The organism is Candidatus Pelagibacter communis (assembly GCF_001179965.1).
In the GTDB taxonomy this organism is placed as follows: Bacteria; Pseudomonadota; Alphaproteobacteria; order Pelagibacterales; family Pelagibacteraceae; genus Pelagibacter.
Map to the genome: position 1 here is coordinate 19,667 of NZ_CVSH01000049.1, position 24,245 is coordinate 43,911.

Genomic DNA, 24,245 nt, shown 5'->3' on the forward strand with positions numbered 1-24,245 from the left:
CTCAACCCTCTTTTTTATCACTTTTTGCCATAGATAAATTGGCTGATCCTCCTAAAACTGGATCTGATATACTAAATGGTAAAGGCAGAGTTTTCTCTTTAAATCCAAGTAATGGAAGAATTATTAAGAAGTGCGCAAAATAATAAGCGGTAGCAACTCTTGCGATTAGTAAATATAATCCCTCAGCTGGCATTGCTCCCACGTATCCTAAAACTAGTACGTCTAAAACTAAAATCCAATAAAATTGTCTATACAAAGGTCTAAATACAGCAGATCTTATTTTAGATGTGTCTAACCACGGCAAGGCAGCGAGTATTAAAATTGCAGATAACATCGCAATCACCCCTAAGAGCTTATCTGGTACAGATCTTAAAATTGCATAAAAAGGTAATAAGTACCACTCCGGTACAATATGCGCTGGTGTTACCATTGGATTTGCCTCAATATAATTATCTGCGTGCCCTAAAACGTTTGGAGAATAAAAAACAAAAAAAGCAAAAATTATCATAAACATTAATAATGCGAATGTATCCTTGATTACAATATACGGATGAAACGGAACCGTATCTTTAGATGGTTTCTTTATATCAATACCAACTGGGTTATTATTTCCAGGAACGTGTAATGCCCAAATATGTAATACAACTAAACCTAATATTAAAAATGGAATTAAATAATGTAATGTAAAAAATCTTGTAAGCGTAGGATTATCAACAGAATAGCCGCCCCATAACCATGTGACTATACCTTCTCCAACTAGTGGAATAGCACTAAAAAGATTTGTTATAACTGTTGCTCCCCAAAAACTCATTTGTCCCCATGGAAGAACATATCCCATAAATGCAGCCGCCATCATCAGTAAATAAATTATAATTCCTAATATCCAGATTATCTCTCTTGGAGCTTTATAAGATCCATAAAATAGAGATCTAAATATATGAATGTAAACGGCTAAAAAAAACATAGAGGCTCCATTGGAATGAATGTATCTAATTAACCAACCGTAATTTACATCTCTCATGATATGCTCAACACTATCAAAGGCCATATCAGCATGAGCAATATAATGCATGGCTAATGTTAAGCCTGTAACAATCTGTGTAATTAAACAAAAAGTTAAAATGCCTCCAAATGTCCACCAATAATTTAGGTTTTTTGGTGTTGGGTAATCAGTAAGATGGTTTGCTAATGACAATAGAGGTAATCTATCGTTAAACCACTTTCCGAATTTAGATTTTGGTGTGTAATTATGATCACTCATTAGTTTTATCCAATTTTAATTATGTTATTTTCTAAAAATTCATAGTTCGGGATTGACATATTTGTTGGTGCAGGTCCTTTTCTAATTCTTCCAGATGTATCGTAATGTGATCCGTGACATGGACAAAACCAACCATTGTAGTCTCCTTTATCATTTAAAGGTACGCAGCCAAGATGAGTACAAACTCCTAACATCACAAGCCACTCTGGATTTTTCGCTCTATCCTCATCTTTTTCTGGATCTGGTAAATCTTCCATCCTTACAGACCTTGCTTCATCAATTTCATTTTGAGTTCTTCTTTTAATAAATACTGGTTTGCCTCTCCACAAAACAGTTATGGTTTTACCAGGTTCAACTGAACTCACGTCTACTTCTGTGCTAGCTAAAGCTTTTACAGATGCATCAGGGTTCATTTGATCTACTAAGGGCCATACTGTAGCTGCAACACCCACCGCACCAACAGCATAAGTTGCTGTGAATATAAAATCTCTTCTTTTAACTTTTTTCTCGGACATTTTTAAATATAGTTTAAGGTACCTAATATATGATTTCATATAATATAAAAATGAATAATTTCTACTGAAACAATGACACATAAAGCCATTTCAGCGTTCAAAATAGCACTATATGAGCCTGATATTCCTCAAAATACTGCGTCTATCATCAGAACTTGCTCTTGTCTGGGGGCGAGTCTTGAAATTATTGAGCCTTGTGGTTTCTTATTAAGCGATAAAAGATTTAAAAGAGTTGTATTAGATTATATGAATTTAGATAAAATAAAATTTTATGAGAGTGCAGAAGATTTTCTTCAAGCAAAAAGTAAGCAAAGAGTTATTTTAATGACTACAAAAGGAAAAGAAAATTATACAGACTTTAAATTTAAAAAAAATGATACTATTTTATTTGGTAAAGAAAGTGCAGGAGTGCCTGAAAAAATACATAAATTAGTAAATCATAGGTTAAAAATCCCAATGGTAGACAAAAAAAGATCTTTAAATTTATCAACATCAGTTTCTATTGTTGTGGCAGAATGTTTAAGACAACTTAATTAAAATGAACGAAAAACTCAAAAAAAAACTTACGTCTAATTGGTTTAAAATTTTACAAGATTCTATTTGTGATGACATTGAAAAAATTGAGGGAAAAAAAAATATATTTAATTCAAATAGCTGGAAAAGAAATAAAAATAGAGATGAAGGTGGTGGTGAATTTAGAATATTTGAAAATGGAAAAGTTTTTGACAAAGTTGGAGTTAATTTTTCTGAAGTCTATGGAAAATTATCAAAACAATTTAAGAACAAGATTCCTGGAACTAACAAGAGTGCAAAATTTTGGGCCTCAGGCATCTCGGTTGTGATGCACATGAGAAATCCGCATGTTCCAGCAATGCATTTCAATACGAGATATATTCACACATCATCTGGATGGTTTGGTGGAGGGATGGATATAACACCGTGTATTAAAAATAATAATTTAAAGAAAAAATTTCATCAAACACTTAAGAAATCTTGTGATCAACATAATAAAAATTATTACAAAAAATATAAAAAATGGTGTGATGAATATTTTTTTTTGAAACATAGAAATGAACCCAGGGGAATAGGTGGTATTTTTTTCGATTATAAAAAAAAAAATTGGGAAAAAGATTTTGAATTTGTAAGGGATGTTGGTTTAACTTTTCAAATGATTTATAATGAAATTATTTTTAAGTATAAAAATAAAAAATGGACAAAAAAAGATAAGGAAAAACAATTTTTGAAACGTGGAAGATATGTAGAATTTAATTTAATATATGATAGAGGAACTAAATTCGGACTACAAACAGGTGGAAACGTAGAGGGAATTTTAATGTCGTTACCGCCTATTGCTAAATGGAAATAAGAATGGATAAAGAGCCAATAACAATTATAGGTTTAGAGAAACTAAAAGAAGAACTAGTTTTTAGAAAAGAAAAAAAACGTCCGGAAATAGTTTCGGCTATATCTGAGGCAAGATCTCATGGCGACCTTAAAGAAAATGCGGAGTACCACGCAGCCAAAGAGCAACAATCCCATAATGAAGGAAGAATTGAGGAAATTAATGATTTAATTGCAAGAGCAAATGTAATTGATGTGACTAAACTTGCAAATGAAGGCAAGGTTATATTTGGATCAACTGTTTTTTTAGTAAACTTAGATAATGATGAAAAAGTAAATTATAAAATAGTTGGTAAAGATGAGGCTGATATAAAAAATAAATTAATTTATTTTAAATCTCCAATAGGTAAAGGATTGATTGGCAAAAATAAAGGCGACCTAGTTGAAATTAAAACTCCTGCAGGAGATAAAAATTTTGAAATAAAAGATGTAAAATATATTTAATTTTTAACAATTCTTTCTAAGTCTTTTTCTGTAATAGAAAAATTATTTTTAATCCAAAAATCCTCTAAAAGTTTTAAGTATTCACCAACTTTTTTTCCCTCAGTTAAATTAAATTTTTTCATTAAATCTTCTGCTTTAATAGGAAAGACTGGTAACTCTTGATTTTTAAAGTACTCAATAAACTCTAAAAATTTTTTTTCAGCTTTTTTTGAGGTTAATACTTTATAATTTAAAATATCTAATAAACTTTCTTTACCATGCAAATAGTAATATTTCCAAAGTGATTTGGAGTCTATTTTGACTGTAGTTTTAACATTATAAAAAAAATCTTTAATATTTTTAATTCGTTTTTGATCCTTTTTGGAAATATTAAATTTAAATAGGAAATATTCTAAATTATCTGTTTCATCTATGCTTATCACGGCTAACAAAACAGGAAAATCAATATTTTTTAACTTTTCTTTAGCCTTAGGATTTAAATTTTTTATAATTTCTAGTTTTTTAAATTGTGGAAATATAAATTTCAGTATCTCTAAAGAATAATTATTTAAACATAGTTTTTCTAATGAACCTGAAATAGTAATTTTTTTAAATTCATCTAATAGTCGTTCGGATGATATTTTAGAAATACCACTTAAATTTTTTTTAATACTTTTTAAAGTATTTAAATCGTGGTCTGTTTTGCTATACATGGAAAAAAATCTTAAATACCTAAGAATTCTTAAATAATCCTCTTGAATTCTTTGGTCTGCTTTACCAATAAAAATAACTTTACCGGCCTCAAGGTCTCTTTTTCCATCAAAGGGATCAAACAGGTTTCCATTTATGTCTGAATAAATAGCGTTTATTGTAAAGTCTCTTCTTTCAGCATCTTTTTTCCAATCTTTGGTAAATTCAACTTTTGAATGTCTTCCATCAGGCAGTACATCGCTTCTTAAGGATGTAATTTCAAATTTTTCATTATCAATTTGTGCAGTAATTGTTCCATGTTGGATACCTGTTTCATAAAACTTGATATTACTCTCATTTAGTGCTTTTTGAATGTCATCTGGTTTAAGGTTGGTTGCAAGATCAATATCATCAACTTTTTCATTCATGAGAATTTTTCTAACACAACCACCAACATATCTAACTTCGGAGTCTGCTGAAAAATCTTGAATTGAATTAAATATTTTTTTTACATTTGAATTATTTTGTAGATCAATAAATTTGGACTCAATTTTATTTGAATTACTTAAAATTTTATTTAAAAAGTTTAACATATTTGGCTGGGGCGCTAGGATTCGAACCTAGGAATGGCGGTACCAAAAACCGCTGCCTTACCACTTGGCTACGCCCCAAAGTTTATTTATTTTCTATCAAAAATAAATTTTTATATAACTTTTGATAAAATGCACCAACAATTATTTAATTTCCTTTTGGACATTTTCAACGCATTTTTTGCAGATACTTCTTTAGTAAAATACATCACTAAAGTTGAACCAGATCCTGTCATTCTTACAAATTCAGCTTTTTTCCAACTTAATAGCTTATTTTTTAATTTAAAAAGGTTTGGATAAAGTCGGAAAGCACTATTTTCAAGATCATTTTCACTATTTATTATCATAGTTTTACTAACATTTTTTAATTTGCCTAATTTACTTTTAGAAAATACTTTATTTGCAGAAAAAACTTTTCTTGTTGAGCAGCCAAAATTGGGTTTTACTAATAATAGATAGTATTTAATTCTAGTTTTGAGTACACGTATTTTTCCACTAGGTAGGTAAACTTTTGGAAATTTATTAAGCCCCAAAATTACATCTGATCCAATTTTTTTAGCAAATTTTTCACTTAGTTTTTTTGTTAATATTTTTTTTTTTAAAAAAAAACTCAAAATTGAAGCTGCATTCATAGATCCACCGCCCATGCCTGATTTTTGAGGAATATTTTTTTTTACTAATATTCGATATTTTTTTTTTATAATTTTTTCTTTTTCTAATAATGCCAATAAGTGGGTGATTGTATTAAATTTTGGTATACCTTTAGAATATTTTCCTCTAAAAATTACCTTATGTTTTTTACTTCTAATTTCACTAATTTTAATCTCATCAGCCAAATCAATTAAAGCAACTAAACTTTCAATTTGATGTAAATTATTTATCTTTCTTTTGCTGACAATATTTAAATTTAAATTGATCTTAGCGTATGACTTAATTGTATGAGTTATTGTTATCAATATTTGGGCCCACTAATAATTTTTTTTTTACTTTTTCTAACATATCTTTTTCTGTATCTTTAAATCCTATAACGCTATTCCAATAATACTTTGCTTGTATTTTTTTATTAAGACTCCATAAAATATCACCATAATGGTCATTTACGATTGGATCATTGGGCATTAGCGTTATCGCTTTTCTCATGAATTTTTCTGCTTCTGTATATCTTCCTGTTAAATAATAACCCCAACCAACTGAGTCAGTGATATATGGATCATCCTCATTATTCTTATATGCAATCTCCAACATTTTTACAGCTTTCGAAATATTAATTTTTCTCTCAAGCCAAGAATAGGCTAAATAATTTAAAGTATAAGAATTATCTGGAACAATTTTTAATGCCGTTAATAAATCTTTATCGCTCCTTTCAAAATTTGATAATCTTTCATAACTACCACCTCTTCTAAATAATAAATCAGCATAGGTATCTGAGTTAGTGTCATAATTTTTCATTAACTTAGAATAAAGTTCTATTGCTTCTTTATATTTTTTATAATTTTTATAAATATTTGCCATATCAAAGATAATCTTATCTGTTTTGTTTTCTATTTTATTAAACTTCGTTTTAATATAATTCAACGCTTGTTGATCATCATGTTTCTCTGCAATTATTTTAGTTTTAATTTTCACTTTGAACCAATAAAATAGCTTATCCTGCTTACTAAAATTTTTTAATATTTTTTCAGCTTCTTTGTACTTTTTAGAATTAAAATAGTTTTCAACTGTTAATAGCTTATTTGCTTTAAATTTTTCATTTAAAAAATTAGAAACACTTAAGTAAAAGTTAGATCTTTCAAAATCTTCATCAGATGAATACAAATTTGAAATTAAGAAAAAAAATTCGGCTAAAAGATCAGTTTCGGACTTGCATGAAAATATATCGGTAATTTTTTTTGTTTGATTATTTTTTAACCAGTCATTTGTTTGAAGAATAAGCAGCCCACTTGTGAGTTTATCTTGTTTCAAAAAAAGTTTTTTTGCCTCTTCGAATTTATTTTGATTGATCAAATAATTAGAATAAAAGAATAAGTATCTTGAATAATCTACATTTGAAGAATTAACCAAAGTATAGAATGACTTAGACGTGGTATCATCTTCTAAATAACATTTTAAAAATGTAATATTCAGAAGATCTAAATTATCAAAATTCGATTTTTGAAAAATCAGTTTTTTGTTTTTAAAAGTCGATAAGTATAACGTTAATGTATCATAGATTGCATTTTCATAAACGCTTGAACTTTTTAGTTCATTTAAATATTCAAGATAATTTTCGCTCTCTTCATATTTCTCTTTTAAAATTGAGTCCAATGTCAAAAGCACCTGGGACTCAAAAAAATCAAAATCTTTTTTATTTTCTAAAATTTTTATTTCTTGAATTGCTTTTTTTACTTTCTGATTTATAGCTAGTGAGAAGATATATTTTCTTAAGTAATTATCACGTTTTTTTACTAATGCTTTTGACGAATTAAAATAACTTAACGAATCTTGGTTTTGTTGGTTATTATAAGAAATTATAGCTGAGAGATAATTGGTTAGTTCATTCTCATTTAAATCATTATTTGTTACTTTGGAATTCGCCTGTTTGGCGAAAAAAAAGATCATTAGAATAAAGAAAAATTTAATAAATTTTGATATCATTTGTTTTTATGAATAATGAAGTTTTAAATGATGAGTTTCTAAAATCAATAGACTCAAATTACGAATTTAGTAATAAACCAATAAGACGCCTGAAAAAGTCACAACAACCAGGTGAAATTAAATTACAACTAGAAAATCTTAAAAAACAAATTGCTGAAATTGACGCTTGTGATCTTAAAAATCATGCTAACCAGTTAGTTTTTAGTGATGGAAATTTTAGAAGTAAAATAATGCTTGTAGGTGAAGGCCCGGGTCAAAAAGAGGATGAAATAGGAAAACCTTTTATGGGCGATGCAGGAAAATTATTAAATAAAATGTTAGCAGCCATAGATATTAAAAGAGAAAGTATCTACATCACAAATGTTGTCAATTACAGGCCACCAAATAATAGAAAGCCAACAACTGCTGAGATAAATAAATATTCAAAATTTCTATATGAACATATTTCTATAATTAATCCTAAAATACTAATAATTATGGGTGGTACAGCAATGGAAGCATTGATTGGTAATAATTTTAAAATTTCTAAAGAGAGAGGAATATGGAAAGATGTTATTATAAAGGGCAAAACTTACTTATCCATTGTAACATTTCATCCTGCATATCTTTTAAGGCAACCAGATCAAAAAAAATATTCATGGATAGATTTAAAAGAAATAAGAAAAAAAATTAATGAATTGAATATCATTTTGTAAAATGAAAAAAACTTTAGCTGGTGTGGATGAAGTTGGAAGAGGAAGTTTAATTGGTCCAGTCTTTGCTGCTGCTGTAATTCTTAATAATGACATCAATAAGAAAATACTTAAAGATTCAAAAAGTTTATCAAAAAATAAGCGTGAAAATTTAGAAAAATATATAAAGAAAAATTCAAAATGGTCAGTTGGTTCAGCGTCCGTAAAGGAAATAGAAAAATATAATATTTTAAATGCAAGTCTGCTTGCAATGAAAAGAGCTATAAAAAAGTTAAAAATAAAACCAAAAATTATATTAGTTGATGGTAACAAAATTCCTGATATGAGGAGTTATAATTTAAAGTACGTAATTAAGGGTGACCAAAAGATACCTGAAATATCTGCTGCATCTATAATTGCAAAAGTATCACGAGATAGATTAATCAAAAAATTAGCAAAGATACATCATAGGTATTTCTGGCACAAAAACGCTGGCTACGGAACAAAAGACCATCTTAGGGCTCTTAAAAAATTTGGAGTTACCAAATACCATAGAAAAAAATTTAAACCTATACACAACATATTGAGTCTCGAGAAATAACCACCACAAAAAGACTCAAAATAATTCAATCACAAGTTGACGAGGACTCTAGCCTAGAGTCTAATAAGTTTTTAAAAATGATCGATAATAAATTAAAAAATAAAATTGTTAATGGAAACAGTATTAAAGAACTAAAAAAAATTCCAAGCGAAAGTTTTGATTTAATTTTTGCGGATCCACCTTACAATTTACAATTACGAAATAATTTAATTAGACCAGATAGATCAAAAGTAAATGCTGTAAACGATAAATGGGATCAATTTGAAAGTTTCAAAACATACGATGATTTTACTTATACTTGGCTTAGTGAGTGTAAAAGAGTTTTAAAAAAAAATGGAGCAATTTGGGTGATTGGAAGTTACCATAATATATTCAGAGTTGGTACAGCAATTCAAAACCTAGGTTTTTGGATTTTAAATGATGTTATATGGAATAAAAAAAATCCAATGCCAAACTTTAGAGGCACACGTTTTACCAATGCGCATGAAACTTTGATTTGGGCTTCAAAATCTGAAAAATCAAAATATACTTTTAATTATCAGTCTTTAAAATGCTTAAACGATGATATTCAAATGAGATCTAATTGGGATTTACCCATTTGTAGTGGTACTGAAAGACTAAAAAAAAATGGAAAGAAAATACACTCAACACAAAAACCTGAAGCTTTATTACATAGAATTTTATTAGCAACCTCAAATAAAAGCGATTATATCTTAGATCCTTTTTTAGGATCTGGAACAACAGCTGCAGTTTCAAAAAAATTAGGAAGGAATTATTTTGGCATAGAAAAAGATAAAAATTACTGCAAGGCTGCAGAACAAAGATTAAGTGAAACAAAACCTATTGAAGATGATTATTTAGATACACTCCAAAATAATAGATCTAAACCGAGAATACCTTTTGGCTCGTTAGTTGAATTGGGAATAATTAAACCGGGAACTACTATTTTTGATAATAAAAAGAAAATTAGCGCAAAAATCATGGTCGATGGTAGTATAAAACATGCTCAAACTGAGGGATCAATCCATAAAGTAGCAGCAACAATTTTAGGTGCTGAAAGTTGTAATGGTTGGACATTTTGGCACTACAATAGAAACGGATCCATTTTTCCTATTGATAATTTAAGAGATCGATTTTTAAAAAACAAAATTTAATTTCAAAATTTATCTGTAAATTTTACCAAGATAGTTTTCTAAAAACTTTTTATTTTTAACTAATTTTTTTAAAAAAATATTTCTTAAAAAAATTGTTAAAGGGTTAGATAAATGAAATATAAATTGGTTGATTTTTGATCTTTTATTCACCATTTTTATTTTTTTTACTCTCTCCTCAAAAAAACTATTTTCTGTATTGCTATCTATTTTTTTAAATAATTCATAAGCTCCCTCTATCGATTGAGAAGCACCTTGTGCAAATGATGGGGGGAAAGCAAAAAAAGCATCTCCAATTGGGTAAATGTTATTTTTCTTAATTTCAAAAAAATGATCGGTTACGAATACTGGAAATATTTTTAGTTGTTTAATTTCATCAAAAAATTTCTTACTTTCTTGAGGTATATTTTTTAAAACTTTTTTTATAAAAGCGTTATCATTAAATAATGAATAATTCTTAAGCTCTTCGTCTGAAAGCTTGTATTTCATAATAGCTATAAAATTTAAATCACCATCTGGATTTAGTGGATAAATAACGTGGTGAAAATCAGAACCGAAGAATAAGGAAATATTTTTTTTATCAATAATATTTGAGGAATTAGGGATCATCCCTCTTATAGCTAAAGTATTATTATATCTTGGTTTAGTATTATTATTTGAAATAAGATTTTTACTCTTTGAAAAAACTCCGTCTGAAATTATCAAATAATCGCACTCAAAAGTTTCATTATTTTCAAAAGTTAAATGAATTTTTTCATTTTGTTGGTCTATCTTTGAAATACTGTGGTTAGTTTTTATTAAATCCTGAATTTTATCTTTTAGGAAATTTACTAAATCTGATCGTTTAAGTGTTGTATATTTACAATCATGTGAATTGAAATCAGAAATATATAGATCACAAAACCTATCCTGGCTTTTATTTGAATAAAAAATTATTTTATCAGGATTAAACTTTTTATCATTTTGAAATTTATGAAATTCGATTTTATTTAAAAGTCTAACACTATTGACTGATAATTGAATTCCATACCCCTCATCTAAATTAATTAATTTGTCTTTTTCAAAAATTTTAATTTCATAATTTGAATTATTTTTAAAAAGATTTGCAATAAATAATCCTGAAATTCCTGCTCCAATAATTGCAACTTTTTTCATTAGTTGCTCTCTAAATATTGAACTATTTTTTTTGTAAAGGTTGGCAGCAGATAATTATCAAGTTTTTTTTGATCTATCCAATTAGAAGATGGAAAGTCCTCATGATTTTTTTTATATTGAATTTTAATATTCATGTTCATATTCGAAATTTTAAAATTTAGATTTTCATTAAAATTTTTTGGTTTAGCAACCTCCTCCATAGGAAATATATTAAGATTCTTTAAAAAATTAAATTTTGTATTCTTTATAAGAAGATATTTTTTATCCCTCTTGTAAACTTTTAAAATAAAATATTTGTTTACATTTTTTTTATTTTTCTTTGTTAATCCAAAATCCTGTTTTTTAAAAGATTTACATTTTTTTTGGATAGGGCATTGATTACATAAAGGATTACTTGGTTTACAAATAAGTGCACCTATTTCCATAAGAGCCTGTGCATAATCACTAGATCTATTGGACTTGCCAAAAATAGATTTTTTTTGCGCGAGATTTTCTTTCTTAATTTCACTTTCTTTTTTTAAATATAGATATCTTTTCAAAACTCTTTCTATATTTCCATCTAGTGGTATGTACGGTTCATTAAAAGCAATGGCAAGTATTGCGCTAGCAGTGTAATTACCAATACCTGGCAATGCTTTTAAATCTTCAAAATTATTAGGTATCTCTCCTTTATGCTTCTTAAGTATAATTTGTGCAGTTTTTTTAAGATTTCTGGCTCTTGAATAGTAACCTAGGCCTTGCCAACATTTCATTAACCTTTTGTTATTTACTTTTGCTAGTTTTTCTAAATTAGGAATTAATCTTACAAAATTATTAAAGTAAGGAATCACAGTCTTAACCTGTGTTTGTTGCAACATAAACTCACTAACAATTATAAAATATTGTTTTTGTTTTTTTGAAAGATGGCTTCTCCATGGTAACTTTCTCTTATTATTATCGTACCAATAGAGAATTTTTTTTGATAAGCTATCTTTCTTCATATGAAATTAAAATCTTATAGTAAGCAACGAACGAGGTCCGTTCAAGGATTAAGATCTTTCAAGGATACATTGCCACTAAAAGTTAGAGGAATTTTAAAAAAAAAAGGACGCATATACTCTGAGTTGTTAGATAACTGGAGGCATATTGTAGGAAACGACTTATTTAAAATTTGTTATCCAAAATCATTTAAAAGTGAAAATAAATTCAGAGGAAGTCTTTTAGAAATAATGGTTAAAAGAGGACATGAGGTAGATTTGGAATATTCCAAAAAAATAATAATCGAAAAGGTAAATAAATATTTTGAACAAAATATTCTTAAAAATATAAAGCTCATTACATTTGAGGGTGTGAATGATAAATTTAAAATAAAACATAACGACAATGTGACAAAAAGTGAGTATACAAAAAAAATATCAAATATTAAAAATGATAAGATTAAAAATTCTTTATTAGAGATGAGTAAATATTTTAAAAAAATATGAAAAAATTTATTTTTAAACTTTTTATAATATTATTTTTATCACCTATTGCTAATTCGTCTGAAATAAAAAAAATAGTTGAAGGTGATTTAAATGCTAAAATAAAAATAATTGTTTACGAATCTCTAACTTGTAGTCATTGCGCAAACTTTCACAAAGATGTCTACCCTGAATTAAAAAATGAATTTATTGATACTGGGTTAGCATCAATAGAATTTAGAAATTTTCCACTTGATATGGCTGCTTTCAATGCAGCAAAGATTGCACACTGTAAGAATGATGGAAATTCAGAAATTCTTCATTTCTTATATGCTAATCAAAGTAAATGGGTTAAAGGTAAAGATCTTAGTGAGTTTAATCAGAATTTACGTGATTTAGTTAAAGATCAAAATTTTAATATTAATATTGATAAATGTTTGAATAATAAAGAAATGGAAGATCATATTCTTTCAGATCGAATCGAGGGAGTTAAGGAATTTCAAATAAATTCAACTCCTACTATTATTATTAATAATAAAAAATTTGAAAAAAGCCTTACATTTAAAAATTTAAAAAAATACTTACAAAAAATGATATAAGCATTTAATGGAGTTTAAAAAAATTCAATTAAATGGTTTTAAATCGTTTGCCGAAAAAACAACCTTTATTATTGAAGATGGTTTAACTGGAATTGTGGGACCAAACGGATGTGGAAAATCTAATATCGTTGAGTCATTAAGATGGTGCATGGGTGAAACCTCAGCAAAAAGTATGAGGGGATCAGGAATGGAAGACGTAATTTTTTCTGGAACATCAAATAAACCATCAAAGAATATTGCAGAAGTTACAATTAATATTTCAAACGAAAATAAAGATGGTCCAATACAATATAAAAATTTAGAAAATATAGAAATTAGAAGAAAAATAGAGAAAGATAAGGGATCAAAGTTTTACATTAATGGTAAGGAGGTAAGAGCAAAAGATGCCCAAATGTTTTTTGCAGATCTGTCCACAGGTGCGCATTCTCCTTCAATTATTAGCCAAGGCAGAATTGGGGCTTTAGTAACTGCAAAGCCAACTGATAGACGAGCGGTTTTAGAGGAGGCAGCAGGTATTGCGGGTCTGCATGTAAGAAGACATGAAGCAGAATTAAGACTTGGTGCAGCAGAAAATAATTTAAAACGTGCAGATGAGCTAAGAAGGCAGCAAGAAAGACAATTACTTAATCTTAAAAAGCAAGCTGAGGAGGCCACAAAATATAAAACTATATCTGAAGAAATTAAAAAGATTGAAGCCGGACTATATTATTTAAGACTTAGGGATATTGATCATGAAATAAAACTAGAAAATGAAATCAATGAAGAAGCAGACAGTGAAGTACAAAAGTTTAATGATAAAATAAACGAATTAGAAAATAAAATCCAGGAAGAAACCAATAGAGTTAATCCAGTAAGAGATAAAAATTATGAGATTTTATCAAAAGTTCAAAGACTTAACTTGGAGCTTAAAAGCTTGGATGATGAGAATGATAGAATTGAAAAAGAAATTGAAAATATAAAAAGTTCTCTAAAAACTATTGAGGAAGATACAGATAGAGAAAAAAGTATAATTATTGATGCCAATTCAAACGAGAAAAGACTAAAAGAGGAAAAGCAAGAATTAATAGAAATTGACTCAAAATATTATGATACTGAAAAACAATCTAATGCTGACCTAGAAGTTGCCAAAAATGATCTAAAGAATGAACAAGAAAAAGTTGATAATCTTTTAAAAAATTTTAGCTCTGAAAGCTTAAAAAAAAATCTTCATACGATAAATGAGGTGAAATCTAATATCGATAAAATTATTCAATTACTAAACTCTAACAATAGTTCTGAAGCATTAGTTGTGCTTGAAACATGCAAAACAACTTTAAATTTTCTAGTACAAACTATTAATGAAAATGACGACAATAAAAAAATATCAGATATAAGCTCAAAAAACGAAACAATAAAAAAACTTCAAGAAGTTTACGCAGATATTTATAGTAAAAATCAAAATCTTAAAAAAGAATCCATCAAGAGAAGTGAAAGAGTTAAAACTATTGATAAAGAAATTGATAGCTGGAGAAATCTTTTAAAAAATTCAGAAAAAATGGTTCAAGAATTAAGGGAGAGAAAAAATAAATTAAATTTTAAATTTACCGAACTAGAAAAACAACCCCAATCACAAGCAGAAAAAAAGGGACAAATTTCTGAAAACCTAAGATTATCCGAAAATGAAAAAAATGAGAATGAAACTTTAATTGAGGAAATTGATAAAAAAATAAATGATCTCAGGGAGGAATTGGATAAAATTAAAGAAAGCTCAATTGAAATAAGAGAAAGAAAGGCAAGTTCTGGTGCAACAATTGAAGGACTAAATAAAAGAAGAAATGATTTATTAGAAAGAATAGATACTGAGCTGAACTTAAACGAAAATAATATTCTTGAATATTCTAATTTAGATAAAGAGGAAGAATTTCCTGATGCCGTTTCTCAGGAAGAAATGCTCGATGAAAAAAAACGGGAAAGGGAAAAACTTGGATCAGTAAATTTAAGAGCAGATGAGGAAACAACAAAATATGAAACTGAAATTAAAAAAATGGAAACAGATAGACAAGACCTTGTTCAAGCAATTACAAAGCTGAAAGAAAGCATAAATGAACTTAATCAAAAAGGTCGAGAACGACTTCTTGAGGCATTTGAGAGAGTGAATAGAAAATTTAATGAAGTTTACACAAAACTTTTTAACGGAGGTAATGCGAAGCTTGAGCTTGTAGACTCTGATGATCCGTTAGATGCAGGTTTGGAAATGCTAGTTAGTCCTCCTGGGAAAAGGCTTCAATCGATAACACTTTTATCAGGAGGTGAGCAAGCATTGACTGCACTATCTCTGATATTCGCAGTTTTTTTATCTAACCCTTCCCCTATATGTGTCTTGGACGAGGTTGATGCTCCACTAGATGATGCCAATGTAACAAGATTCTGCAATTTATTAGATGAATTAACAAAAATAACTCAGACACGGTTTATAATAGTAACACACCATGCATTAACAATGTCAAAGATGAATAAGTTATATGGAGTTACTATGCCTGAAAAAGGAATAAGTCAGTTAGTTGCTGTTGATCTTCAAAAAGCAGAGAGCATGGTTGCTTGATCAAGAAAAATGTCTGATAAAAAATTTAAAACTCGCCTTGAAATTGCAAAAAATAAAATATCAAGAAAAAGTAACGAAAATGCTGGAAATAAATCCTCAGTTTTAGGGATGGCTTTTAAAATGAGCACCGAATTTGTGGCCGCAGTAGCAGTAGGGACTATTATTGGGTTTATTTTTGACAATTGGTTTGGTACTAAACCATGGTTAATTTTAATATTTTTTTTTGTTGGTGTTGTGGCGGGAATTATGAACGTGATAAAATCTGCAAAAAACATGCAAATAAAGTAAACTTATGGCAGCAAATCCAATGACACAATTCGAGGTTTATCGAATTGGACCTGAAATAAAAATCAATCAAATCGATATATCTTTTACTAACGCTAGCTTGTTCATGATTATAAGTGCTTTGAGCATATTATTAATTTTTAATTTAGGCTCCTCAAAAAAAAATATTATTCCAACCAAAATTCAACTTCTTGCAGAGCTTAGTTATAGTTTTATATCAAAAATGATAAGTGATACTGCTGGTAATAAAGGAAAACCATATTTTAACCTAATATTCTCTTTATTCATGTTTGTTCTTTTTTGTAATATGTTTGGTATGTTACCCTACTCTTTTACTGTAACGAGCCATATAATCGTAACTTTTTTTCTTGCAGCATTAATTTTTATTGGGGTCACTGTTATTGGGTTTATAAAACATGGCTTTGGATATTTAAAACTGTTTGTGCCGAGTGGAGTACCTTTAGTTCTTTTGCCATTAATAGTAGTTATTGAAATTATATCATATCTTAGCAGGCCTATAAGCTTATCGGTTCGTTTATTTGCAAATATGATGGCTGGTCATACAATGATGAAGGTTTTTGGAAGTTTCGTAATAAGCCTTGGAATAGTTGGTGGTTGGCTTCCACTAAGTTTTTCGGTTGCCTTAACAGGTTTGGAGATATTAGTTGCTTTTCTTCAGGCTTATGTTTTTGCAATTTTAACATGCATATATTTAAATGATGCATTAAATTTACACCATTAACAATAGGAGGAATAATGGAACTAGAAGCAGCAAAAATGATTGGCGCAGGATTGGCAGCCATTGCTCTTGCAGGTGCAGGAGTAGGTATAGGAATTATTTTTGGTAATTACCTATCAGGCGCTATGAGAAATCCATCCGCAGCTCAAAAGCAATTTCCTAACTTACTTTTAGGATTTGCGTTAGCTGAAGCTACAGGATTGTTTGGATTAGTAGTTGCGTTGATAATTTTATTTGCATTTTAATTAATGTTAAAAAAAATTATTTTTTTTAACTTAATATTTAGCACTTTTATTACTCAAATTTCTATAAGTGCTGAGAGTGGAGGTATGCCTCAGCTAAATCCTGAATTTTGGATTTCTCAAATTTTTTGGTTGATCATTTCGTTTGGAATTTTGTTTATAGTACTATCAAAATTTATTCTTCCAAAAATAAGAAACAATATTGAGTTTAGAAAGTCTGAGATACTTGATAATATTGAGACTGCTGAAAAACAGAAAACTGAGGCTGAAAATACATTAAAAAACTATGATGAGCTTATAAGAAAAAGTAAAAATGAAGCCAAAAATTATTTTAATGATGCAAGAAAAAAAATAATTGAAGATATAGAAAAAAAAAAGCAGGCATTAGATAAGGAAATAAATATCGAGATTAGCAAAGCTGAGGCTGAAGTTGCCGAATTAGTAAATAAAGCTCCAGAAAAAATTCAAAAAATTGCAATCGAAACATCTTCTGATCTCATACGCCAATTAATTGGTGAAGAGGTGAACAATAGTAGCATATCCGCCATTGTCGATGATCTATATAAGAAAAATAAAGGTAAGTATTATGGCAATTGATGCAACATTTTGGGTAGCAGTATCGTTTATAATTTTCATTCTAGCTTTAGTTTATTTAAAGGTTCCCAATAAAATAAATGAAACTTTAAGCAAAATGATTTTGGATATTAAGAATGAAATCGATGAGAGTGAAAAACTTCGTAATGAATCAAAGGTATTATTAAATAATGCTCAGAGTAAACTTGAGAAAGCAAAAATAGAAACTAAAAAAATTCGAGAACAAGCTAAAAAGGATAGTGAAAATTTAATTTTAGAAATGAATGATAAATTTCATAAATCAGCTGAAATCAAAAAAAATTTAGCGCAAACAAAGATCTCACAAATGAAAAATCAAGCTTTAAAAGAAATTAAAAATACATCAGTAAAAATAGCCGTAGACTCAGTAAAAAAGATTCTTTCAACTTCTGTTGACCAGTCCAAGTTAGACAATTTATTTGATAAAAATTTAGAGGAAAGCAAGGAACTTCTAAAAAAAATTAATTCTTAAAGATAATTTCGTTACTTTTTTAAAAAATAATATAAATTACAATAATGAATTCAATTGTAATTGGTTCTGGTTTTGGTGGTTTAGCTGCTGCTCTCCGCCTTAAAGCTAAAGGCCATAAAGTAACTTTAGTTGAAAAACACCAAGATCTTGGAGGAAGAGCAAGGGTTTTCAAAAGAAATGGATTTACTTACGATGGCGGCCCTACTGTAATTACTGCTCCATATTTAATAAATGAATTATTTGAATTATTCAAAAAAGACCCAAAAAATTATATTGAATTATCTCCTCTCAATACTTGGTATCAATTTGTTTTTGAAGACAATTCAAAGTTTAATTACTCTGGTAATGAAACTGAAATGAAGAGCCAAATTGAGAAAATTAGTAAAGAGGATGTTAAGGGATACGAAAACTTGGTTAGTTTTACAAAAAAGATTTTTGATAAAGGATTTACAGAACTTGCTGATGTACCTTTTGATAAACCTTTTGTTATGATGAAGCAACTACCTGCTCTACTAAAACTTAAAAGTTATAAATCAGTTTATTCTCTAGTCTGCTCGTATATTAAAAATGAAAAATTGAGGAGAATGCTAAGTATGCATCCTCTTTTAGTTGGAGGAAATCCTTTCACGACAACATCTATTTATGGATTAATTTTATATTTAGAAAAAAAATGGGGAATACATTACTCTATGGGTGGCACCGGAAATATCATAAGGGGTTTGGAAAAGTTAATGACTGAGGTAGGTATCCAAATAATTAAAGGTCACGAAGTTAAAAAAATTATCTCAACCGGTAATAAAATAACCAGTATAGAGTTAGATGATAAAACTAATATCAAAGCAGATAATGTTATATGCAATGCTGACCCGCCAGCAGTTTATGAAAAAATGTTAAATGGAAATGCCAATAAGTCTATTTTATTTCAATGGAAAAAAAGAAGAATGGAATATTCAATGGGTCTCTTTGTTTACTATTTTGGAACAAAAATAAAATATGAAAACATAGAACATCATACAATAAAATTCGGTAATAAATATAAAGAGCATCTTGATGATATATTTGAAAATAAAAAATTGAATGATGATATTAGTTATTATCTTCATAGACCGTCTGCGACTGATAAATCTATGGCCCCTAATGGAAAAGATTGTTTTTACGTCTTAGTCCCCGTGCCTAATAACCAGTCAAAAATTAATTGGTCTAAAGAGGGTGAGAAAATGAAAAATTTAGTAATTAATAAAATGGAAAAAGATTTAATGCCAAACTTAAAGGAGAACATTGTTGAAGATTTTTATTTGACACCTGATTACTTTGAGAATGACCTTAATACTAAATATGGCTCAGGTTTTTCAATTCAGCCAAAATTTTCGCAATCAGCTTATTTTAGATTTCATAATAAATCTGAGATATATGATGGACTTTATTTTGTTGGAGCGGGAACTCATCCAGGAGCTGGTGTGCCAGGAGTTCTATCTTCGGCTAAAGTTTTAGACAAAATTCTCTGATGTCCCAAAATCTATTATCAATTTATGCAAAATCGTTTAATTGGGCTGGTTTTTTTTTACCTAAAAAAACTTATCGACAATGCTCTGATTTATATGATTTTTGTAGAACCTTAGACGATATAGCTGACAAAAACCAAGATTTACAAATAAAAAGAAAATTATTCAATGATTTAAAACAAGATTTTATTAATAAAAATTTAAACAACAAAAATATTAATAAAATTTATGAACTGAGTAATAATTTTAATATTTCCAGTAAAATAATATTAGATTTATTTGATGGAGTTGAGTCAGATTTAAAAGATAGTGTAAAATTAAAAACAAATAATGAATTAATTATATATTCATATCAAGTTGCGGGCACTGTAGGTCTGATGATGGCTAAAATACTAAACGTTAAATCAAAGGATTCACTTAGGTCAGCAATAGATCTAGGTATTGCGATGCAGCTAACAAATATTGCACGAGATGTAATTGAAGATAGCAATCGAAACAGAAAGTATATAAACCTCGATTTTGATACTATAAGGGAAACATTAAAACTCGCTGATATTTTTTATGAAAGTTCATTTAAATCTATAAATAAAATTCCATTGAATTGTAGATTTGCAATTATTGTTGCAAGAAGAGTATATAGGCAGATAGGAAATGAAATTCTTAAAAGGAAAAATATAGAAAATTATAAAAATTCAGGAAAAATTTATGTATCTAATTTAGGTAAATTAAATCAAACTATTTTGAGTATTTTAGACTTTATTAGACTACTATTTATTAAATCAGACGAGCATTTACGAAAAAATGAACATAATATAATTAATGATAAAATAAATTTAGATGAAAGATTTTGATTACATAATAATTGGTGGAGGTTGTGCCGGTTTATCGTTAGCTCATGAACTCAATTTATATAAAAAATTTGAAAATAGGACATTGGCAATTATTGAACCAAGAGAGGAATATAAGAGAGATAAAACTTGGTCATTTTGGAAAGTTATAGATCATAATTTTGACGATTGTGTTAAAAAGAGTTGGGACAATTTTACCATAAATTCCAAATACGAAACACAACATTTGCAATGTAATGATTTTCCGTATCAAAGTATAGATAGTGGTTTATTTTACTCTAAAATCATTAATGAATTAAAAAAAAATAAAAATATAAGTTTTTTTAAAGATATTAAGGAAATAAATATAAACAACTCTTTTATTTTTAATAGTGTTCCAACAATTAATAAAAATATAGAAAATCTTTGGCAACATTTTTGTGGTGTAGAGATACAAACAAAAAATGATATTTTTGATAATAAGATTATAAATTTGATGGATTTTAACTGCGATCAAAGAAATAGTGTACATTTCTTTTATACACTTCCATTTGAAAAAAATAAAGCACTTATAGAGACTACTTGGTTATCAAATATGACTGACGACTCAATCATGGATTATGACGAACAAATTAAAGAATATATAGAGCAAAATTTAAAAATAAAAAATTATGATATTATTTTTAAAGAACAAGGTGCAATTCCATTATTTACACCAAAAAATATAAATGAAAAAAATAAAATTAATATCGGTACTGCCGGTGGTATGACACGATTAAGTACTGGCTATACATTCCTTAATATACAAGAGCATAGTAAGTATATAAGAGAAAACTTTGATAATTTAAAAAAACTTAAAAGTTTTAAAATTCAAAGTAAATACAAATTTTTAGATCAGGTTTTTTTAAAAGTTTTAGAGAGAAATCCCAAAATAATGCCAAGGATATTTTGTGATATGTTTAAAGTTAAAGCTAATACTGTGATAAAATTTTTATCCAATAAAAGTAATTTTATTGAGGACATATCAATTATTTTAAAAATGCCAAAATCAACTTTTATAAAAGCGTTATTCTACTAAATGAATTTATTAAAACTTAACAGACAATATTCTATCATTATTTTTTTCTTCAACATATTAGTCATATTCTCAGTTTCAAAGTTTTTAGAAATAAAAAATATTACAATACCTTATCAAACTGTTATTTGTTTTTTTTTAATATCTATTATTGGAGTTTCTCATGGCGCCCTAGACCATGTCAAAGGCTCTCAGCTAATGAAAATTTATAAAGTAAAAAATAATTTTTATTTTTATTTAGTATATATTTTTCTTTCTCTGTTAGTTATTCTTTGTTGGACAATACTACCTTTATTCACTTTAATTATATTTTTATTAGTTGCATCATACCATTTTGGTAAAGAAGATAGTTCAGTCGGACTTATTAATAACAGAGGATTTAAGAATATTTTATATTTGTTTAAAGGATCTTTAATAGTAGTTGCTCCTTTATTTTTTCACCAAGAAGAGACCCTAAAGATTTTTCAATCTCTTGATGTGGATATTATAACTACTAATGAAAATTTAATAATTTTTTTTCTTATAATTAGTTTCTCTGCAAATATAATTTTAATGAGTCAATTAAACTATAATGTTTTTTTATTAGCAGATTGGTTAACTATTTTATTACTTAATATATTTTTATCTCCACTAGTTGCTTTTACTTTATACTTCTGTTTCTTGCACTCAGTAAGGCACTCTTTTTCATTAATTTATGAAATTGATAAAAAAAACTTTAAAAATGGAGTTGTGAAATTTATAAAGAAAGCAGTGCCCCTAACTGTTATTACCGCAATATTATTTATTATCGCTATTTATTTTTTAACTAATTATTATGTTTTAGACGAAGCAATATTAAAAGTAATATTTATTGGTTTGGCGTCCTTGACCTTTCCGCATATATTGCTCGAATATTTAATTGAAAAAAATGAAAAATAAAGAAATAAAAATTTTATTAGCCGCTCCAAGAGGTTTTTGCGCAGGAGTAGATCGTGCGATTGAGATAGTAAAAAAAAGTATAGAAAAATATGGAGCTCCAGTTTATGTAAGACATGAAATAGTTCATAATAAACATGTCGTTGAAAGTTTAAAAAAGATTGGTGCAGTTTTCGTAGAGGAATTAAACGAAATAAAGGATAAAACGAGACCAGTCATTTTTTCAGCACACGGAGTTCCAAAAGTTGTTCCTGCGGAGGCAAAAGAATTAAAAATGGATTATATTGATGCAACATGTCCATTAGTTTCTAAGGTTCACAGAGAGGCTGAAAATTTAAATAAAAGTGGATTTCATGTTTTGTTAATTGGTCATAAAAATCATCCAGAAGTGATTGGTACAATGGGTCAAATTCCAAATGGATCAATAGATTTAATAGAAAATATTGAAGATGTTAATAAATTTGAAATCAAAAGAAATGGAAAGTTAGCTTATGTTACACAAACTACTTTGTCAGTAGATGACACAAAAGATATAATTAATGCTCTTAAAGAAAAATTTTCAAATATTAAAGAACCAAAAAAAGAGGATATTTGTTACGCAACAACTAATAGACAAGCTGCAGTAAAAAAAATTGCAAAACTCTGTGATATGTTTTTTGTAATTGGTAGTAGAAACTCGTCTAATTCATTAAGATTAGTTGAGGTTGCAAATAATTCTGGGTGTTCTGAGGCAGTTTTAATTCACTCTGAAAGTAGCATACCCTTAGAAAAAATAACAAAATGCAAAACAATAGGAATTTCATCGGGTGCATCTGCCCCTGAAATTTTAGTTGAAAATTTTATTAAAAAATTAAAAGAACAATTTAGTGTCAATATCGAAGAAGTAGAGATTATAAAAGAAGATATAACTTTTAAAATTCCCGGAAGATTAAACTAATGGCGGTTTTCACTAAAGTTACGAAACTAGATATATTAAATATTGAAAACCAATTTAATCTTGGAAAAATTAAAAAATTTAAAGGGATTAAAAAAGGTATTGAAAACACAAACTATCTTATAACTATAAAAAATAAAAAATATATACTTACAATCTTTGAGAAAAGAGTAAATTCTCGTGATCTTCCATATTTTATGAATTTAATGTCGAGATTGTCAAAATTGAAAGTGAAATGTCCAAATCCAGTCAAAAGTAAAAATGGAAAATTTATTTTTAAAATAAAAAAAAAGAATGCATGTATTGTTTCTTTCCTTGAAGGTAAAGACAAAAAGGAATTAAATTATAACGATTGTTTTATAGTTGGCAAAAATGTAGCCAAACTTCATTTAGCATCAAAAAAAATAAATCTTTATCGAAGAAATTCTTTATCTATTTCATCTTGGCCAAATTTGCTATCAAAAATAAATATTAAAATAAATAAAATATCAAAGAACTTAAAAAGTCTTATGAAAAATGAATTAATTCAGATTAAAAAAAATTGGCCTAGAAACTTACCAAAAGGAATTATACATTCAGATTTATTTGTAGATAATATTATTTTTCATAAAAAAAAATTTCATGGTTTTATTGATTTTTATTTTTCATGCAACGACTATTTATCATATGAGCTTGCTACATGTGTTAATGCTCTATGTTTTGAAAAAAAAAATAGTAAATATGTTCTAAATAAAAGAAAGTCCTCAAATCTTCTTAAAGGTTATGAAAGTATTAGAAAATTAAAAGATATTGAAAAAAAAAATTTCAATACAATGTGTAAAGGATCAGCTTTAAGATATCTTTTAACTAGAGCTTATGATTATTTAAATACACCAAGAAATGCTATTATAAAAATTAAAGACCCAAAAGAATATATTCAAAAATTAAATTT

General features: G+C 27.6%; 27 protein-coding genes and 1 tRNA gene. 20 read left to right on the top strand and 8 right to left on the bottom strand.

Annotated features, from left to right (window positions below):
- Window position 1 precedes the first annotated feature (1 nt).
- Window positions 2-1,261, bottom strand: a complete 1,260-nt coding sequence (locus AMN73_RS02165) for a cytochrome b (protein WP_075534645.1) — start codon at window positions 1,259-1,261, stop codon at window positions 2-4.
- Between the two features lie 5 nt (window positions 1,262-1,266).
- Window positions 1,267-1,776 (bottom strand): ubiquinol-cytochrome c reductase iron-sulfur subunit, encoded by a 510-nt coding sequence (gene petA / locus AMN73_RS02170; protein ID WP_075534646.1) that lies wholly within the window; start codon window positions 1,774-1,776, stop codon window positions 1,267-1,269.
- A gap of 72 nt (window positions 1,777-1,848) precedes the next feature.
- On the opposite strand from petA, the gene AMN73_RS02175 reads away from it, so the two are divergent.
- Genes AMN73_RS02175 through greA form a run of 3 tightly spaced genes read left to right on the top strand, consistent with a single transcriptional unit; the run spans window position 1,849 to window position 3,621 of the window.
- Entirely contained in the window at window positions 1,849-2,313 is a 465-nt protein-coding gene (locus AMN73_RS02175; RefSeq protein ID WP_075534647.1) for a tRNA (cytidine(34)-2'-O)-methyltransferase, read from the top strand.
- A gap of 1 nt (window position 2,314) precedes the next feature.
- Window positions 2,315-3,142: an oxygen-dependent coproporphyrinogen oxidase gene (gene hemF, locus AMN73_RS02180; protein ID WP_075534648.1), complete on the top strand. Its 828-nt coding sequence runs from the start codon at window positions 2,315-2,317 to the stop codon at window positions 3,140-3,142.
- 2 nt (window positions 3,143-3,144) lie between these two features.
- Window positions 3,145-3,621: a transcription elongation factor GreA gene (greA, locus tag AMN73_RS02185; RefSeq protein ID WP_075534670.1), complete on the top strand. Its 477-nt coding sequence runs from the start codon at window positions 3,145-3,147 to the stop codon at window positions 3,619-3,621.
- Here greA and AMN73_RS02190 read toward each other — a convergent pair.
- From AMN73_RS02190 to AMN73_RS02205, 4 genes are all read right to left on the bottom strand, one after another.
- Complete coding sequence (locus AMN73_RS02190) at window positions 3,618-4,883, bottom strand: CCA tRNA nucleotidyltransferase (RefSeq protein WP_075534649.1); 1,266 nt, start codon at window positions 4,881-4,883, stop codon at window positions 3,618-3,620. The genes greA and AMN73_RS02190 overlap by 4 nt on opposite strands.
- Before the next feature lie 3 nt (window positions 4,884-4,886).
- Window positions 4,887-4,961, bottom strand: a tRNA-Gln gene (locus tag AMN73_RS02195).
- A gap of 32 nt (window positions 4,962-4,993) precedes the next feature.
- Window positions 4,994-5,836: a 4-(cytidine 5'-diphospho)-2-C-methyl-D-erythritol kinase gene (locus AMN73_RS02200; RefSeq protein WP_082254573.1), complete on the bottom strand. Its 843-nt coding sequence runs from the start codon at window positions 5,834-5,836 to the stop codon at window positions 4,994-4,996.
- A complete protein-coding gene (locus AMN73_RS02205; RefSeq protein ID WP_179850074.1) occupies window positions 5,811-7,478 on the bottom strand; it encodes a tetratricopeptide repeat protein in 1,668 nt (555 codons plus the stop codon). The genes AMN73_RS02200 and AMN73_RS02205 overlap by 26 nt, the downstream gene beginning before the upstream one ends.
- Before the next feature lie 44 nt (window positions 7,479-7,522).
- Between AMN73_RS02205 and AMN73_RS02210 the strand changes: the two genes are divergently transcribed.
- The 3 genes from AMN73_RS02210 to AMN73_RS02220 are packed head-to-tail and all read left to right on the top strand — an operon-like array spanning window position 7,523 to window position 9,940.
- Complete coding sequence (locus AMN73_RS02210) at window positions 7,523-8,209, top strand: uracil-DNA glycosylase (protein ID WP_075534651.1); 687 nt, start codon at window positions 7,523-7,525, stop codon at window positions 8,207-8,209.
- A gap of 1 nt (window position 8,210) precedes the next feature.
- Window positions 8,211-8,786: a ribonuclease HII gene (locus AMN73_RS02215; protein WP_075534652.1), complete on the top strand. Its 576-nt coding sequence runs from the start codon at window positions 8,211-8,213 to the stop codon at window positions 8,784-8,786.
- 23 nt (window positions 8,787-8,809) lie between these two features.
- Window positions 8,810-9,940, top strand: a complete 1,131-nt coding sequence (locus AMN73_RS02220; protein ID WP_256997833.1) for a site-specific DNA-methyltransferase — start codon at window positions 8,810-8,812, stop codon at window positions 9,938-9,940.
- A 9-nt stretch (window positions 9,941-9,949) separates the two neighbouring features.
- On the opposite strand, the gene AMN73_RS02225 is transcribed toward AMN73_RS02220, so the two are convergent.
- Both AMN73_RS02225 and AMN73_RS02230 read right to left on the bottom strand, forming a co-directional pair.
- Window positions 9,950-11,092, bottom strand: coding sequence for an FAD-dependent monooxygenase (locus AMN73_RS02225; protein WP_075534654.1), 1,143 nt, complete (start codon window positions 11,090-11,092; stop codon window positions 9,950-9,952).
- Complete coding sequence (locus tag AMN73_RS02230; protein WP_075534655.1) at window positions 11,092-12,072, bottom strand: A/G-specific adenine glycosylase; 981 nt, start codon at window positions 12,070-12,072, stop codon at window positions 11,092-11,094. The genes AMN73_RS02225 and AMN73_RS02230 overlap by 1 nt, the downstream gene beginning before the upstream one ends.
- On the opposite strand from AMN73_RS02230, the gene AMN73_RS02235 reads away from it, so the two are divergent.
- From AMN73_RS02235 to AMN73_RS02300, 14 genes are all read left to right on the top strand, one after another.
- The gene (locus AMN73_RS02235) at window positions 12,073-12,555 is read left to right on the top strand and encodes a DciA family protein (protein WP_075534656.1); all 483 of its coding nucleotides are present in this window, start codon (window positions 12,073-12,075) and stop codon (window positions 12,553-12,555) included.
- On the top strand, window positions 12,552-13,130 hold the full coding sequence (locus AMN73_RS02240) for a thioredoxin domain-containing protein (protein WP_075534657.1): 579 nt from the start codon (window positions 12,552-12,554) through the stop codon (window positions 13,128-13,130). Before AMN73_RS02235 ends, AMN73_RS02240 begins: the two co-directional genes overlap by 4 nt.
- 7 nt (window positions 13,131-13,137) lie before the next feature.
- Complete coding sequence (locus AMN73_RS02245) at window positions 13,138-15,711, top strand: chromosome segregation SMC family protein (protein WP_075534658.1); 2,574 nt, start codon at window positions 13,138-13,140, stop codon at window positions 15,709-15,711.
- A gap of 9 nt (window positions 15,712-15,720) precedes the next feature.
- Window positions 15,721-15,999: an AtpZ/AtpI family protein gene (locus tag AMN73_RS02250; RefSeq protein WP_075534659.1), complete on the top strand. Its 279-nt coding sequence runs from the start codon at window positions 15,721-15,723 to the stop codon at window positions 15,997-15,999.
- A gap of 4 nt (window positions 16,000-16,003) precedes the next feature.
- Complete coding sequence (locus AMN73_RS02255) at window positions 16,004-16,738, top strand: F0F1 ATP synthase subunit A (protein ID WP_075534660.1); 735 nt, start codon at window positions 16,004-16,006, stop codon at window positions 16,736-16,738.
- Between the two features lie 14 nt (window positions 16,739-16,752).
- A complete protein-coding gene (locus tag AMN73_RS02260; protein ID WP_006997791.1) occupies window positions 16,753-16,980 on the top strand; it encodes a F0F1 ATP synthase subunit C in 228 nt (75 codons plus the stop codon).
- Between the two features lie 3 nt (window positions 16,981-16,983).
- Entirely contained in the window at window positions 16,984-17,574 is a 591-nt protein-coding gene (locus tag AMN73_RS02265) for a F0F1 ATP synthase subunit B family protein (protein WP_075534661.1), read from the top strand.
- On the top strand, window positions 17,564-18,061 hold the full coding sequence (locus AMN73_RS02270) for a F0F1 ATP synthase subunit B family protein (protein ID WP_075534672.1): 498 nt from the start codon (window positions 17,564-17,566) through the stop codon (window positions 18,059-18,061). The genes AMN73_RS02265 and AMN73_RS02270 overlap by 11 nt, the downstream gene beginning before the upstream one ends.
- A gap of 44 nt (window positions 18,062-18,105) precedes the next feature.
- Window positions 18,106-19,566 carry a phytoene desaturase family protein gene (gene crtI, locus AMN73_RS02275; RefSeq protein WP_075534662.1) on the top strand — a complete coding sequence of 487 codons (1,461 nt, stop codon included), beginning with the start codon at window positions 18,106-18,108 and terminating at the stop codon, window positions 19,564-19,566.
- Window positions 19,566-20,414, top strand: a complete 849-nt coding sequence (locus tag AMN73_RS02280) for a phytoene/squalene synthase family protein (protein WP_075534663.1) — start codon at window positions 19,566-19,568, stop codon at window positions 20,412-20,414. Before crtI ends, AMN73_RS02280 begins: the two co-directional genes overlap by 1 nt.
- Window positions 20,401-21,468 (top strand): lycopene cyclase family protein, encoded by a 1,068-nt coding sequence (locus tag AMN73_RS02285; RefSeq protein ID WP_075534664.1) that lies wholly within the window; start codon window positions 20,401-20,403, stop codon window positions 21,466-21,468. Before AMN73_RS02280 ends, AMN73_RS02285 begins: the two co-directional genes overlap by 14 nt.
- Window positions 21,469-22,383, top strand: coding sequence for a Brp/Blh family beta-carotene 15,15'-dioxygenase (locus AMN73_RS02290; protein WP_075534665.1), 915 nt, complete (start codon window positions 21,469-21,471; stop codon window positions 22,381-22,383).
- A complete protein-coding gene (gene ispH, locus AMN73_RS02295) occupies window positions 22,373-23,317 on the top strand; it encodes a 4-hydroxy-3-methylbut-2-enyl diphosphate reductase (RefSeq protein WP_075534666.1) in 945 nt (314 codons plus the stop codon). Before AMN73_RS02290 ends, ispH begins: the two co-directional genes overlap by 11 nt.
- A partial coding sequence (locus AMN73_RS02300) for a homoserine kinase (protein WP_075534667.1) occupies window positions 23,317-24,245 on the top strand: 929 nt, incomplete at its 3' end. The genes ispH and AMN73_RS02300, both read left to right, overlap by 1 nt.

Bases quoted from the DNA above. Each gene is read 5' to 3' on its own strand.
- AMN73_RS02165 (WP_075534645.1), bottom strand. From the start codon at position 1,261: ATGAGTGATCATAATTACACACCAAAATCTAAATTCGGAAAGTGGTTT.
- petA (WP_075534646.1), bottom strand. From the start codon at position 1,776: ATGTCCGAGAAAAAAGTTAAAAGAAGAGATTTTATATTCACAGCAACT.
- AMN73_RS02175 (WP_075534647.1), top strand. From the start codon at position 1,849: ATGACACATAAAGCCATTTCAGCGTTCAAAATAGCACTATATGAGCCT.
- hemF (WP_075534648.1), top strand. From the start codon at position 2,315: ATGAACGAAAAACTCAAAAAAAAACTTACGTCTAATTGGTTTAAAATT.
- greA (WP_075534670.1), top strand. From the start codon at position 3,145: ATGGATAAAGAGCCAATAACAATTATAGGTTTAGAGAAACTAAAAGAA.
- AMN73_RS02190 (WP_075534649.1), bottom strand. From the start codon at position 4,883: ATGTTAAACTTTTTAAATAAAATTTTAAGTAATTCAAATAAAATTGAG.
- AMN73_RS02205 (WP_179850074.1), bottom strand. From the start codon at position 7,478: ATGATCTTTTTTTTCGCCAAACAGGCGAATTCCAAAGTAACAAATAAT.
- AMN73_RS02210 (WP_075534651.1), top strand. From the start codon at position 7,523: ATGAATAATGAAGTTTTAAATGATGAGTTTCTAAAATCAATAGACTCA.
- AMN73_RS02215 (WP_075534652.1), top strand. From the start codon at position 8,211: ATGAAAAAAACTTTAGCTGGTGTGGATGAAGTTGGAAGAGGAAGTTTA.
- AMN73_RS02225 (WP_075534654.1), bottom strand. From the start codon at position 11,092: ATGAAAAAAGTTGCAATTATTGGAGCAGGAATTTCAGGATTATTTATT.
- AMN73_RS02230 (WP_075534655.1), bottom strand. From the start codon at position 12,072: ATGAAGAAAGATAGCTTATCAAAAAAAATTCTCTATTGGTACGATAAT.
- AMN73_RS02235 (WP_075534656.1), top strand. From the start codon at position 12,073: ATGAAATTAAAATCTTATAGTAAGCAACGAACGAGGTCCGTTCAAGGA.
- AMN73_RS02240 (WP_075534657.1), top strand. From the start codon at position 12,552: ATGAAAAAATTTATTTTTAAACTTTTTATAATATTATTTTTATCACCT.
- AMN73_RS02245 (WP_075534658.1), top strand. From the start codon at position 13,138: ATGGAGTTTAAAAAAATTCAATTAAATGGTTTTAAATCGTTTGCCGAA.
- AMN73_RS02250 (WP_075534659.1), top strand. From the start codon at position 15,721: ATGTCTGATAAAAAATTTAAAACTCGCCTTGAAATTGCAAAAAATAAA.
- AMN73_RS02255 (WP_075534660.1), top strand. From the start codon at position 16,004: ATGGCAGCAAATCCAATGACACAATTCGAGGTTTATCGAATTGGACCT.
- AMN73_RS02260 (WP_006997791.1), top strand. From the start codon at position 16,753: ATGGAACTAGAAGCAGCAAAAATGATTGGCGCAGGATTGGCAGCCATT.
- AMN73_RS02265 (WP_075534661.1), top strand. From the start codon at position 16,984: ATGTTAAAAAAAATTATTTTTTTTAACTTAATATTTAGCACTTTTATT.
- AMN73_RS02270 (WP_075534672.1), top strand. From the start codon at position 17,564: ATGGCAATTGATGCAACATTTTGGGTAGCAGTATCGTTTATAATTTTC.
- crtI (WP_075534662.1), top strand. From the start codon at position 18,106: ATGAATTCAATTGTAATTGGTTCTGGTTTTGGTGGTTTAGCTGCTGCT.
- AMN73_RS02280 (WP_075534663.1), top strand. From the start codon at position 19,566: ATGTCCCAAAATCTATTATCAATTTATGCAAAATCGTTTAATTGGGCT.
- AMN73_RS02285 (WP_075534664.1), top strand. From the start codon at position 20,401: ATGAAAGATTTTGATTACATAATAATTGGTGGAGGTTGTGCCGGTTTA.
- AMN73_RS02290 (WP_075534665.1), top strand. From the start codon at position 21,469: ATGAATTTATTAAAACTTAACAGACAATATTCTATCATTATTTTTTTC.
- ispH (WP_075534666.1), top strand. From the start codon at position 22,373: ATGAAAAATAAAGAAATAAAAATTTTATTAGCCGCTCCAAGAGGTTTT.